Raw genomic sequence first — 13,120 nt, forward strand, 5'->3', positions numbered from 1 at the left:
ATCCATGTGGCGGCTTGAGCATCAAGCGCGTCCAGCAGGCACGACAGGCCGGTCTCCGGGCTGGCCACTCTGTGCTTCGCCTTCCCACCTCGACTGGAGGCAGTGGCGGGATGTGCGCGAGCGCGACACCAGAAGCACTTCATTGTGGCTTACCGTTGCGGGGGCAGCGCCGGGTTCGATTGCAGGGCAATCCCACCAGCTTCCCGTTTCACTTTGACTTGGCAAAGCACCTGTCGAGGTGGCGCATTATACGCAGCGCATCGGCTATGGCCGAACTAATCTATTAATCTAATTACATAAGCAGGAGGCACACCATGCACGACGGCAACGCCATCAACTGGTTCGAGATACCGGCCGCTGATTTCGACCGGGCCAAGCGCTTTTACAGCGCCATCTTTGCCTACGACATGCCGGAATGGCCCATGGCGGGCGTGCGCATGGGGGTGTTGCCAGGGGGCGAGGGTAAGGTGGGCGGCACCATCATCCATGTTCCCGGCTTCTACAAGCCCTCGCAGGATGGGGTGCTGGTCTATCTGAACGGCGGCGATGACCTCAATGTGGTGCTGGCCAGGGTAGAGGGTGCCGGCGGCAAGGTGCTGATCGCCAAGCGGCAGATCAGCGAGGAGATAGGCTATATGGCGGTTTTTCTCGACAGCGAGGGCAACCGGGTTGCCCTGCATTCGCCCCACTAGCGGGCAGCCCTGCATCAGCGGCTGGACAACTACCGGCCTTCGCCGCGTAGAATGGACACCATGCAGATCAAACGTGCCATCGAAGTCTGGGAAAAGGGAATGAACGGTGCGCTAACCGGCCAGTTGCCGGTGGCGGAGACCATTTCGTCCATCTGGTTGCTACAGTTGTTTGCGGCCGAGCAGCAGCGTCCCGACCCCGACATGGTGCTGTCTTACTTCCTTAACCCCGACAAACTGGTGGCCTTGCAGCCCTATGTGGCCCAGCAGTTCGATGCCGGCCAGTACGACTATATCCTGACCGCCTACGGTGTACCCAGCGAGCGCGCCCAGGCCGGCATGCCGGCTGCGGCCGATGAGGAACCCTACGACTAGGCGCCGGGTAGTGCTTGTTGTTTAAACACGGGCGCCCAAACGGCACCCGTGTTCATTGCTGGCGCAGTTTTGCCTGCCCGATGACCTGCATGGGTCGTCTAGCCGGGTGGCACCCTCCCCCATCCCCGGCGCTAGGCCATGCGCTGCTGAGCGGGCGATCTAGCTGCGGCGCTGCTGCTTGGCCTGGCTTTCCGCCCACTCCGGCGGTTTCCAGAAATGACGAGGGTCGCGGGTGCGCCAGGCATCGCGGAACATATCGCTCCATTCGTGAAAGGTCAGGCGCAGCGGATTGTGGCTCTGTATCTGCCGCACGATGCCATAGCGCGGTGCCTCGACTTCCGGCACATAGCTGCCGAACAGCCGGTCCCAGATGACCAGCACGCCAGCGTAGTTGCGGTCTATGTACTGCGGGTTGCGGGCATGGTGCACCCGGTGGTTGGAGGGGGTGTTGAACACCTGCTCCAGCCAGCCCAGCCGGCCTATGGCTTCGGTGTGGACAAAGAACTGGTAGGCCAGGTTGAGTCCGACCACCAGGATGACCAGGTCGGGCGAATAGCCCAGCCATGCCATGGGTAGCCAGAATAGCCACATGCCTGATATCGGGTAGGTCAGGCTTTGGCGGAATGCGGTGGAGAGATTGAGCCGCTCGCTGGAGTGATGGGCCACATGGCTGGCCCATAGCCAGCGTACCCTGTGGCTGGCACGGTGAAAGAAGTAGTAGAGGAAATCCTGCAGCAGAAAGGCCAACAGCAGGCTCCACCAGCTAATGGGTAGTAGTTGCAGGCCATGGGCATGCACCCAGGTGTAGGCTGTCTTGATAAATAAAAGGTTGGCCAGCAGGTCGGCGCCCTGATGCAGCAGGGCCAGGCCAGCGTTGGACAGGGTATCGACCATGGTGTACTTGGCGATGCCGCGCTTGTGCCAGTACCAGGCCTCCCAGGCGACACAGCCCAAAAAGACGGGTGCCAGAGCAAGCAGGACCAATCCGGGGTCAAAGCCGAGTTCCATAGTGTTTCCTGGGTGCCTGTGATGAGCTTAAGTGGCTAATAGACAGCGGACGCTCAGTCCCCACCACCACCGCCACATCCACCGCACCCACCGCCTCCCCCACCATCTGAGCTGGAGCTGTCCGAGCTGTCGCCGCCTGTACTGGTGGTGGTGCTGGTGGTGCTGGAGTCGGTGTCGGGGGTGGGCCGGTAGACCGGTAGCAGGTACCCCCAAGCCGTCCCTACCAGGGCCGCACTACCCAACCAGGCAAACTGGCGCAGTACCAGATCGGGCTGCTGGGGCGAGCTATTGAGTTGCTTCTGCAGCAGTTGCCGGTTGGCTTGCATGGTATCCCTGCCCAGCCGGGTAGTATGCAGGCGACCGCGTTGGCGTAGCAGGCGCCAGGCGCAGAAGCCGCCGTAGGCCAGAACGATGATGACCAGGATGGCGACCGGCTTATCGCGGCTGATGCCGATGGCGATCTTGATCAGGCCCAGCAGCCACAGGGCCGCCATGCCGAAACGGATGGGCAGGACTTGAGCCTGGTACTGGGCATTGCTCAGCAGCAGGCGTTTTTCTTCCAGCTGCTGGCGCAGCGGGTGAAGTTGCGACCGCAGATAAGGCAGGGCGCGCTGGAACAGACTGGGCTGTTTCTCGCCCTCCCTCAGCAGGCCAAAGACGCTGCGTTCCAGCGCGGTCTCCGCCAGGCCTATGTCGCCGGTGCGTTGCAGCGTGCCATCGGGCATGGTGTGGATCAGCTGTTGTTGTTCCAGTTTGAGCAGGGCGGTCTGCAGCACCCGGTGCGGCCCACCTGCCAGATAGGCTGTCTGGTAGGCATCCAGGCTGGGGGGCAGCATGCTGCTGGCGCTGTCATCCCGCCAGCGGCACCAACCATGCCAGGCCAGGGAGAACAGCGCGAGCGCCAACAGCGCAGACAGATAAAAGCTAAGGAAATCCGGACCGCTGTAGTTCCACACCCGCCAATCCTGCAGCACTGCGCAACCGGCCAAGAGGCCGCTGGCGGCAAGGCCGGCCAATAGGTTGCGGGGGCGGGTCAGCGTGGGCTTGGGCAAGCGCCAGTACTGGCGGGTATCCAGCCGGACAAAGCGGTTGGCGGCAGGCTGGGGCGGCCAGATATCGGCTGGTGGCGCCATGCCGAACAGGCGCCGGTAGCTGGCTAGCGTTTGCTGGTAGAGATCACGGTAGTGCTTGTCCTGCTGCTGGCCACCACGGCTGGGCTCGTGGTGCAGGGGCTGCCCCAGCACCTGCGGGCAGAAGCGCTCCCAATAATCGCGGCTGTCGCACAGGTGCTGATGCCAGGCCTGGTCCACCGCATCGGAAGGCGATGCTACATGGCCGCTGCATAGCGCCAGCAGCACAAAGCGGCGGTACTCCTGTACCACGCGCGTGGCATAGTCCAGCGACCAGCCATTCTGCCGGGCCAGCTTGCTGCAGAACGGCACCAACTGGTCGGGCTGCTCCAGCGGGTGAGCCAGAATACGTTGGTATAGCGCCTGTTGGTCGGGTGTCAGCTGGGCTTGCATGGCGGTCTCCTGGGAGGGCTTTGAACAGGCGCTTACTTGCTGCGCACGCGGCTCACGGCCTCCACCCAGCCATCATAGAGCGATACGCGCCGTTCGGCTGCCATGGCGGGGCTAAAGTGCTGCTGGCAGGCCCACAGCTGGCTGATTTCCTCCAGATTGGCATACAAGCCTATGCCCAGTCCGGCCAGGTAGGCTGCGCCCAAGGCCGTGGTCTCGGTAATGGTGGGGCGTTCCACCGGCGTATCCAGCAGGTCGGCCAAAAACTGCATCACCCAGTTGTTGCCCGCCATGCCGCCATCCACACGCAAGGCGGCCGGCAGGGTGGTGCCGTCCGCCCGCATGGCTTCCAGCAGATCGCGGGTCTGGTAGCAGACCGACTCCAGCGCCGCCCGCACAATGACGGCAATGCCGGAGTCGCGGGTCAGGCCAATGATGGCACCTCGGGCCTGGGGGTCCCAGTAGGGCGCGCCCAGGCCGGTAAAGGCCGGCACCAGGTAGACACCATGGGTGTCATCCACTTCGCGTGCCCATTTTTCCGATTCGGCAGCACTGCCTATCAGCTTGACGGCATCGCGCAGCCACTGCACGGCGGCGCCGGCGATAAAGATGCTGCCTTCCAGCGCGAACGTGGGCTGGCCGTCCAGGCGATACGCCAGGGTGGTGATCAAGCGGTTGCGGGAACGCACCATCTCGCTGCCAGTGTTCATTACCATGAAGCAGCCCGTGCCATAGGTGGACTTGACCATGCCTGGCGCAAAGCAGGCCTGGCCCACAGTGGCGGCCTGCTGGTCGCCGGCAACGCCGCGTATGGGGATGGCGGCGCCAAACAGCTCGGGCAGGCTGCTGCCGTAATCGGCAGCGCAGTCCTGCACCTGCGGCAGCAGGCTGGCGGGCACGCCGAAAAAGGCCAGCAGCTCGGGGTCCCAGTCCTGGGTGTGCAGGTTGAACAGCAGGGTGCGGCAGGCATTGGTGGCGTCGGTGGCGTGTACTGCCCCACCGGTCAGCTGCCAGATCAGCCAGCTGTCTATGGTGCCGAATGCCAGTTCGCCAGCCTCGGCCCGCTGCCGGGCGCCGGCTACATGGTCCAGCAGCCAGGCTATCTTGCTGGCAGAGAAATACGGGTCCAGCAGCAGGCCGGTCTTGTCGGCTAGCCATTGCTCGCGCTCGGGTGTGTGGTGGGCGGCACACCAGGCGGCGGTGCGCCTGTCCTGCCAGACTATGGCCGGATGAATGGGCTGGCCCGTTTGGCGATCCCACACCACGGTGGTCTCGCGCTGGTTGGTGACGCCGATGGCGGCGATCTCGGTGGCGGCGAGGCCGGCGCCGGCCAGCGCATCCCGCACCACGGCCAGGGTGTCTTGCCAGATGCGCAGGGCGTCATGTTCCACCCAGCCATCGGCCGGATAGTGCTGCGGCAGCTCGGTCTGGGCGCGGGCCAGTACCTTGCCGGCCCGGTCAAACAGCATGGCGCGGGTGCTGGTGGTGCCCTGGTCTATGGACAGGATGGCGTGGGGCATGGTGTCTCCGATGTGTTGTATTGCCGTAGTTTTTGTTGTTGGCGTGTCGTTTGGGGCGATTCTAGCAAGTGCTGGGCGTAGCCCCCGCCCTGACCATGGGCTATCTTCACTATGCGATGGAAACGACACAACCTTACGACCTGCTGGTGGTGGGCGGCGGCATCAATGGCACGGGTATCGCCAGCCATGCCAGCCAGGCCGGCCTCAAGGTATTGCTGCTGGAACAGGGCGACCTGGCCGGTGCGACGTCGTCTGCCTCCAGCAAGCTGATACACGGTGGCCTGCGTTATCTGGAACAGCGGGAATTCCGCTTGGTACGCGAGTCGCTCAGCGAGCGGGAAGTCTTGCTCAGCATGGCGCCGCACCTGGTGTGGCCACTGGCCTTCGTGCTGCCCCACCATGATGGCCTGCGGCCTGCCTGGCTGATCAGGCTGGGCTTGTTCCTGTACGACCATCTGGGCGGGCGAGAGCGCTTGCCGGCATCCTACGGCATCAATCTGCGGCGCCACCCCTGGGGCGGGCCGATCAAGCCCGGTTTCAAGCGGGGTTTTGTCTATGCCGACTGCTGGGCGGACGATGCCAGGCTGGTAGTGGCCAATGCCATGCAATGCCGCGAGCTGGGCGGTACGGTACGAACCCGCACCCGCATGCTGGAAGCGCACCGGGAGGGGCGGCAATGGCGGGTCTCGGTTCAGACGCCAGATGGCGGGACGACAACCGTCTATGCCCGGGCCTTGGTCAATGCCGCCGGCCCCTGGGTGGAAAAAGTGCTCAAGGGCGGGCTGCGGCTGGGCGCGCGGGATTCTGTCAAACTGGTCAAAGGCAGCCATATCGTGGTGCCTGCCCTGCATGATGGCCCGCAGGCCTTCATCCTGCAGCACCGCGATGGCCGCATCGCCTTTGTGCTGCCCTATGAGCAGGGCTATAGCCTGATAGGCACTACCGATGTCGTGCACCATGGCGAACCGGGCGAGGTGGCGTGTTCGGATGAAGAGGTAAGCTACCTCTGCCAGCTGGTGGGGGAGTACTTCGAACGTCCGCCTCAGCCTGTCGAAGTGCTGTGGCGCTACGCTGGCGTGCGGCCTTTGTATGATGACCAGAGCGACAACCCGTCGGCCATCACCCGCGACTACACCCTGCGGCTGGACCAGGGCGGCGCTCCGGTGCTGTCGGTATTCGGGGGCAAGCTGACCACCTATCGGCAGTTGGCACGCCATGCATTGCAGCATCTGAAGCCGTATTTCGAGCGTATGCAACTGCCTGCCCAATCCGCCGTGCTACCGGGTGGTGTCATGCACGGTGCCGATTTCGAGGCGTTCTACCAGGAAGCCTGTGTGCGCTATGGCGGCTTGCCGGCGAGCCTGGTGTACCGGTTGGCGCGGCAGTTTGGCGACCGGCTGATGCTGGTGCTGGGTACTGCCAATAGCGTAGCCGAGCTGGGCCGGCATTTTGGGGCCGAGCTGTATGAGTGCGAGGTGCGCTATCTGATGCGGGAAGAATGGGCGCAGACGGCTGATGACATATTGTGGCGCCGGACCAAGCGTGGCTTGCATATGACGGCGTCGGAACGGCAGGGTCTGGCTGACTGGTTGCTGGCACAGGCTGGCTGAGCCGGCGCCAGTTTGTCAGGGGATGTTGCCGACTGAAACGAACACGCCCCGCATTGCGGGGCGTGTTCATTTCAGCTTGCTGGCCTGTGTCAGGCTGTGGGCTGTTCTTCGCCGATCAGGCGACGGATATGCTCCAGCAACTCGTCTTCCTGGTAAGGCTTGCCCAGGAAGGCGTTGACGCCCAGTTCGAACGCATAGTTCTTGTGCTTGTCGGCAGTACGCGAGGTGATCATGATGATGGGGATGTCGCGCGTGTCGGCATTCAGACGCAGGTTACGCGTCAGTTCAAAGCCATCCATACGCGGCATTTCCACGTCCAGCAGCATCACCGCCGGGCGGATGTCCTGCAACTTCTGCAGCGCATCCACGCCGTCCTTGGCGGTCTCCACCTGATAGCCTTCGCGGGCCAACAGGCGGCCGGTGATCTTGCGCACAGTCAACGAATCATCCACCACCATGACCAGCGGGGCGATCTGCAGGATCTCCTCGGGGGCCGGTGCGCTGGCAGCCATAGCGGCATCGAAGTCGGCCACCGGGGCCTCGGCGCGACGCTGCAGCAGGGCCAGCGGGTTGATGATGAGCACGATCTCGCCGTTACCCAGCACGGTAGCGCCGGCGATACCAGCCACCCGCACCAGTTGCGGCCCAATGTTCTTCACCACAACTTCCTGGTTCTTCACCAGTTCGTCGACATGAACAGCAATGCGGCTGATACCGGAGCGCAGCAACATGATGGTGTTGTAGCGCTTCTGCTCGGGCTGGCTGTCGTAATCACCCAGCAGGCGAGGCAGGTAGTGGAAGGGATAGACATTGCCCTGCCACTCGGCCTGATGCCTTTGGTACAGTTGGTTGAGCGGATCAACCTTCAGTTCTTGCACCTGTTCCACCATCACAGAGGGGATGGCGTAGAGCTTGCCGGCAACCTTGACCAGCACGGCCTGGGTGACTGCCAGCGTCAGCGGCAGGTGGATGGTGAAGGTGGTGCCACGACCGGCTTCGGAGGTCACTTCAACGCGACCGCCCAAATCCTCGATCTCGCTCTTGACCACGTCCATGCCTATGCCGCGGCCCGACAGCTGGGTCACCGCACTGGCGGTAGAGAAGCCGGCTTCGAAGATCAGGCCCATGATATGGGCGTCGGTGTACTCGCCACCGGCTTCGATCAAGCCTTTCTCCACACCCTTCTGGCGTATGCGCTCGATGTCGAGACCCGCACCGTCGTCGCGCAGCACCAGTACCAGTTCGTTACCTTCCTGGCGGGCTTCCACCACGATTTCGCCGAACTCGTTCTTGCCCTTGGCCAGACGCTGGTCAGGCGTCTCGAGGCCATGGTCGATGGCGTTGCGCAGCATGTGCTCGAACGGCGACACCATTTTCTCCAGCACGCCCCGGTCAATCTCGGCACGGCCACCGCGCAACTCCAGGTTCACCTTCTTGCTGGTTTCCTTACCAGTCTGGCGCACCAGCCGATACAGGCGTTCCGATACCGAGGAGAACGGCACCATGCGCACGCGCATCAGTTCTTGCTGCAGGTCACGCGTCATGCGGGCCTGCTGGGTCAGCGCGGCACTGGATTCGTCCAGGTTCTTCAACAGGTTGTGCTGCACCGTGGCCACGTCATTGACGCTTTCGGCCATGAAGCGGGTGAGTTCCTGCAAACGACTGAAGCGGTCGAATTCCAGCGGGTCGAAGTCAGGCAGGTCGGTGGCATGGGCCATCCGCGACTGCATCTGCGATTCGGCCTGAATTTCAATCTCGCGCAACTGACCCCGCAGACGGGCCACGTTATCGGTCAGATCCAGCAAGGAGCGCTTGAGCGCCAGCATTTCGGATTCGATACGGGTACGCGAAATCGACACTTCGCCCGCCTGGTTGACCAGGCGGTCGACCAAGTCGGAGCGCACCCGTATGCTGGACTTGCCGGCATCGGGGTCGACCAGGCCCAGGGCCGGAGCGGTGCGGGCTGCCTGGCCCGGCTGTGCCGTGGCGATACGGCTGGCTTCGGATGCGGCCGATGCAGCCACCATGGCGGCGATATCAGCTTGTTCCTCGGCCTCGGCGGCGGCTTCAGGCTCGCCGTTGATCAGCCTGTCCTGCAGCTCGGTGATGGCATCGAAGTCGAGATCGAGTTCATCGAGCAGGGCGATGGAGAGATGCTCGCCGGCATTGAGCAGGCGGGTTTCCATATTGTGGGTGGCTTCACCCATGCGCATGGCGCCGGCCATGCGCGCACTGCCCTTGAGCGTATGCAGTACCCGCTTGAGTGAATCATGGGTCTCGGTGTTGTTGGGTTCACCGCGCAGCGCGCGCAGATCGGCCGACAACTGCGGCAGCAGCTCCTGCATTTCTTCCAGGAAGATAGGCAGCAACTGCTCGTCCAGCTCATCCTTGACATGGATATCGCCCAGGCGATCCGGCGTGGCCAGATGCATGACGCTGCCCACACCATCCTGCTCGGCAGGCGTGGGGGCGGTGGCCAGCGTGGTTTCTTCCTCCAGAGGCTCAAATATCGCCGTCGGGATGACGAATTCCTCGACCGCCGGTGTCGCTGCCTCGGCCTCGGCCACCTCCAGCACGATTGCTTCGTCCACCGCCGCCAGCGGAATAGCTTCCAGCATGGCTTCGGCGGCCGGAATGGCCTGTACGTCCTCGGCGATCTCGTCCAATACCAGCGGACTGTCGATGTCCTCGGCCGGCAGTTCGGCGGCAGGCGCCACCAACTCGGCCGGTTCATCGGCAACGGCTAGCAACTCTGGCGTGGACTCGGTCAGATCCAGCGACAGTTCGGACAGCAACTCGGCACCCGGGAGTTCTTCCACCACCAGTGCAACCGGGGTGTCCTCGTCGGCGGTCAGTTCTGCTTCCAGGTCGACCAGATCGGCTTCTACCTCGGCCTCGTCTGCTGCCACCGGGGCGTCGATACTGACATCGGGCAGGGCCAGCTCATCCAGCGACAGGTCGAGCACATCGGAGCTGTCTGCCGTAGCGCTCAGGCCATCTGCCGGGGTGTCGGCCTCGTCCAGCGATATATCCAGATCCAGCACGTCGGCATCGCTTGCTGCCGCGACTTCTATCGTCTCTTCCAGCAGGGCGGCTTCAGTCGCTGCGCTGATTTCCGGCGCCGACAGATCACCAAGGTCGAGATGGATTTCTTCCGGCTCCAGTAACAGATCCAACGGCTCGGCCGTCTCTGCTGGGGCCTCCAGCACCACTTCGTCGGTGGGCTGGGGGGCGTCCAGATCCAGCGTCAGCCCTTCCAGTGCGGGGGCTTCGGCCACTGTTTCGGCGGGCGCTGGCAGATCCAGGGTCAGGTCGAATTCGGCCGGTGCCGGTTTGCTGTCCAGTGTCAGCAGGGGTTCGGCCTCGTCCTTCAGGCGGTTGGTCAGGGCCGTCAGCATGGCCACGGTCTGTGGCTCGTCTTGCGGGGTTTCGTAGCGACCCACCTGGCCCAGCATCACGCCCACCTTGTCGATGGCCATGGAGAGGGTGTCGTAGTCGCCTTGTGCCGGTTCGGCACCCGCCTTCTGGTAGGCCAGCAGGGCTTGCTCTATGGCATAGCCCAGCTCGCCCAGCGAGGTGAAGCCGGTGGTGTTGGCGATACCGCAAAGGGTATGGGCTGCATGGACAAACTCAGGCCGCACTTCGCCACGGGTGCTGAAGTCGATAAAGGCATCGTTCAGTGTGGCGAAATGGCGATAGGCCTCGTCAAGGAAGATGCCGAACAAGGCCTTGGAGATGGTGATATCTCCGATGACCAGTTCGGGCGCTTCCACTTCCTCTTCGGGATGGGCCAGCTCGATAGAGCCGGGTAGCAGCGGTGCTGCTTCCGGCTCGCCCAGGTCGAAGTCGAGCACGGCCGCTTCGGCGGCCTCGGCTTCTGCCGCAGCGGGCGGAGCATCTAGCTCGAAATCCAGCGCGAACTCGTCTGTCGGTGCAGCACTCAGTTCGATGGCCGGCTCGGTGGTGGGTGCGGCATCCAGTTCAAGCAGGGCCGGAGCCTCGCTTGTGAGCTCGGGCAGGGCCAGTTCGATCGGCGTTTCAGCGGCCGGCTCGGCCACAAAGCCCAGATCCAGCGCGGGCTCGGCTTCCGCTTCTAGGGCGACAGGCTGGGGTGCTTCGGCAGCCGGCGCGGCATGCTCGGGCTCCTGGCCATTCTTCAATTGCTCGGCCAGGGTAAAGATGGCAGTGGCTTCCACCTGTGCTGTACCGCTCTCCTTGAGCTGATCCACCCAGATCGAGAAGCCCGCCGTGGCTTGCTCCACCAGTTGCAGCAGGCTGGCACTGGCTCGCTTTTCATCCTGCAGCCACTTGTTCATCACCTGCTCGACCGACCAGGCCACTTCGCCCAGCTGGTTCAGACCCACCATGCGGCCACTACCCTTGAGGGTGTGGAAACCACGGCGGATGACAGTCAGCGCTTCCTTGTTGGTTGGCTGGTCGCGGATGATGGCCAGATGGCTGTTGACGTTGTCTAGCACCTCGACAGCTTCTTCGAGATAGACCTCCAGCAGTTCGGCATCGACTGCCGCTTCGCTGACGGCCGTACTGACGACCGGTGCCGCAGCTTGCGCAGGCTCGGTTGCGGGCGTGCTTTCTGCCTCCGGCAGGCTGGCTGCCATCGGTAGCTCCAGCTCGACTTCCGGTTCGCTGGCGAACTCGGCGGCGATCTGTTCGGCTTCCGTGGGCACGATCTCGTCCGGGGCTTCGCCACGGATCTGGTGCAGCCAGGGGGCAATCAGCTTGCCGCGATCAGCTTCTTCGCGGCGCAGGGCATCGATGTAGAAACCCAGGCTGGAGAAGGCTTCCGCCAGGAACTCCAGCTCTTCGGCCGGGGCCGTGTAGTCCTCAGCCTGGCAGCGTTTGACGATGTCGGCGCAGGCATCCAGTATCACCTGGGCGTCACGCTCGTCCAGTATGGTCAGAGCACCGCGTATCTGCCGTATGGGGGCATCCGTACTGAGCAGTTCGCCACGGGTATCTGGGTCGCGGAAGAAGTCATCCAGGGTTTGTTCGATCTGGCCCAGATTGGTCTGTATTTCCTGTGCTACCTGCGCCATCAACAGGCGCTCCTGCGCCCGCCGCGATACTTCGTCCAGCAGGGTGACCTCAGGCGCATTTGCCGCGCCATCCTTGAGGCGTGCTTGCATGGCGGTGGCCTGGGCCGGGAAGTCGCTGGAGCGCTCGGGGAACACCACCAAGGCGTTTTCCAACAGCAGCAGGGCGGTGGCAACTTCCAGCGCCTGGCTCTCGTTGGGAGCCGCAGTCATGCCGGCCACCACTTCCTGCAGCGTGGCCGCCAGTGTGTCGAAGGCCGGGATGGACAGGCTGATCGCGCGCTTGCTGACCTCGGCCAGCTGCTGGCGGAAAGTGGGCAGGCGATCGCTGCTGCCACCACCCACGCGTGCCCAGTTGTCCTTGGTCTGGTTGATCAGTTCCTTCAGTTCCCGCGCGACCTGCATGGCGGCGAGCTGATGGGCGTCGTCTTCCAGGGCGCCGGCTGGCAGCAGGGCGTTCAGGCCAAAGGCGCGCCGCACCGCTGCGCACTGCACGCTCTGGGTTTCCATGGTGGCGACGGCATACAGCACGTCGCGGAACAGTCGCTCCGCCACCTTGCCGCCGCTCTCGGACAGCCGCTTGAGCTGCTGATTGAGGCGGGCAAACAATTGTTTCTGGTCGATATCGAGCTTGGCCCGATTGTCGACGCTGCCTTCGGCCATGGCGGCCGCAGTCCACCAGAAGCCGCGTTGCAGATTGCTCGACTGGGTACGTGCCACGCCGAACAAAGCCTGCACCATCCACTGCCCACCCTCGTGCTTGTCACCCTTGAGCCACTTCAGCAGGCCGGCTTCAAAGCGGCTGCGGGCATTCTTCAGGTAAGTCGGGAGGATGGCCTCGTCCAGCTTGTGTGCTGCGAGGTTGGCGGGCAGTGTGGCGGACAGGGGGGGGAAGAACAAATCGGCGCCGCTGCTGTACTTCTCGCCCCGCAGCTCGCGCACGCGGCGATAGCTGGGCAGCAGCTTGAGGGCCAGATCGGGCGAGCCGTTGACCAGTGCTTCCAGGTATTGGGTCAGGCTTTGCGCTGCGTCGGAGACCAGCTTGAGCATGCTGCCGTCGGCTTCGCCGCGCTCAACCGCGCCGACGGCGACTTCCAGCTCTTCGGCGAAGCGCGAAGCGCCGGACAGGCCGACCATCTCTACTGCACCGCGAACCTGGTGCAGGTGTGTCTGTGCGAACTTGAGTTCGGCGGCATCAGCCTGATTGGCATATTTGGCCAGACTCTGGCGTGCCTTCTCTAGGGCCTGGTCGATTTCGCCTTTGACCCAGATCAGCGAACCCAGATCGAATTCGGTGTGCGCGCTCATCGATGTTGTGTTTCCGCGTTGCGGGGCCGCCCTGCT

At 63.6% G+C, this 13,120-nt stretch carries 7 protein-coding genes and 1 riboswitch; of the genes, 3 read left to right on the plus strand and 4 right to left on the minus strand.

Features of this window, described 5'->3' with window-relative positions; translation table 11 throughout:
• Positions 1 to 29: 29 nt before the first annotated feature.
• A riboswitch (cobalamin riboswitch) is annotated at positions 30 to 249 on the minus strand.
• A 65-nt stretch (positions 250 to 314) separates the two neighbouring features.
• Both QQK16_RS07190 and QQK16_RS07195 read left to right on the plus strand, forming a co-directional pair.
• Positions 315 to 692 carry a VOC family protein gene (locus QQK16_RS07190; RefSeq protein ID WP_284195746.1) on the plus strand — a complete coding sequence of 126 codons (378 nt, stop codon included), beginning with the start codon at positions 315 to 317 and terminating at the stop codon, positions 690 to 692.
• 60 nt (positions 693 to 752) lie between these two features.
• The gene (locus tag QQK16_RS07195; RefSeq protein ID WP_284195747.1) at positions 753 to 1,064 is read left to right on the plus strand and encodes a hypothetical protein; all 312 of its coding nucleotides are present in this window, start codon (positions 753 to 755) and stop codon (positions 1,062 to 1,064) included.
• 159 nt (positions 1,065 to 1,223) lie between these two features.
• Here QQK16_RS07195 and QQK16_RS07200 read toward each other — a convergent pair whose 3' ends face one another.
• The 3 genes from QQK16_RS07200 to glpK are packed head-to-tail and all read right to left on the minus strand — an operon-like array spanning position 1,224 to position 5,112.
• Entirely contained in the window at positions 1,224 to 2,072 is an 849-nt protein-coding gene (locus tag QQK16_RS07200) for a sterol desaturase family protein (RefSeq protein ID WP_284195748.1), read from the minus strand.
• 53 nt (positions 2,073 to 2,125) lie between these two features.
• On the minus strand, positions 2,126 to 3,595 hold the full coding sequence (locus QQK16_RS07205; RefSeq protein ID WP_284195749.1) for a TIGR04222 domain-containing membrane protein: 1,470 nt from the start codon (positions 3,593 to 3,595) through the stop codon (positions 2,126 to 2,128).
• A 32-nt stretch (positions 3,596 to 3,627) separates the two neighbouring features.
• On the minus strand, positions 3,628 to 5,112 hold the full coding sequence (glpK, locus tag QQK16_RS07210; RefSeq protein ID WP_284195750.1) for a glycerol kinase GlpK: 1,485 nt from the start codon (positions 5,110 to 5,112) through the stop codon (positions 3,628 to 3,630).
• A gap of 68 nt (positions 5,113 to 5,180) precedes the next feature.
• Here glpK and glpD point away from each other — a divergent pair, with 68 nt between their 5' ends.
• On the plus strand, positions 5,181 to 6,722 hold the full coding sequence (gene glpD, locus QQK16_RS07215) for a glycerol-3-phosphate dehydrogenase (RefSeq protein ID WP_284195751.1): 1,542 nt from the start codon (positions 5,181 to 5,183) through the stop codon (positions 6,720 to 6,722).
• An 89-nt stretch (positions 6,723 to 6,811) separates the two neighbouring features.
• Here the strand turns inward: glpD and QQK16_RS07220 are convergent, their stop codons facing one another.
• Positions 6,812 to 13,084, minus strand: coding sequence for an Hpt domain-containing protein (locus tag QQK16_RS07220; RefSeq protein ID WP_284195752.1), 6,273 nt, complete (start codon positions 13,082 to 13,084; stop codon positions 6,812 to 6,814).
• Positions 13,085 to 13,120: the final 36 nt, after the last annotated feature.

The organism is Chitinimonas prasina, from assembly GCF_030160395.1.
GTDB lineage: Bacteria > Pseudomonadota > Gammaproteobacteria > Burkholderiales > Chitinimonadaceae > Chitinimonas > Chitinimonas prasina.

What these genes read in the sequence shown, in the direction of transcription:
- QQK16_RS07190 (WP_284195746.1), top strand. Translation starts at nt 315, where the DNA reads ATGCACGACGGCAACGCCATCAACTGGTTCGAGATACCGGCCGCTGAT.
- QQK16_RS07195 (WP_284195747.1), top strand. Translation starts at nt 753, where the DNA reads ATGCAGATCAAACGTGCCATCGAAGTCTGGGAAAAGGGAATGAACGGT.
- QQK16_RS07200 (WP_284195748.1), bottom strand. Translation starts at nt 2,072, where the DNA reads ATGGAACTCGGCTTTGACCCCGGATTGGTCCTGCTTGCTCTGGCACCC.
- QQK16_RS07205 (WP_284195749.1), bottom strand. Translation starts at nt 3,595, where the DNA reads ATGCAAGCCCAGCTGACACCCGACCAACAGGCGCTATACCAACGTATT.
- glpK (WP_284195750.1), bottom strand. Translation starts at nt 5,112, where the DNA reads ATGCCCCACGCCATCCTGTCCATAGACCAGGGCACCACCAGCACCCGC.
- QQK16_RS07220 (WP_284195752.1), bottom strand. Translation starts at nt 13,084, where the DNA reads ATGAGCGCGCACACCGAATTCGATCTGGGTTCGCTGATCTGGGTCAAA.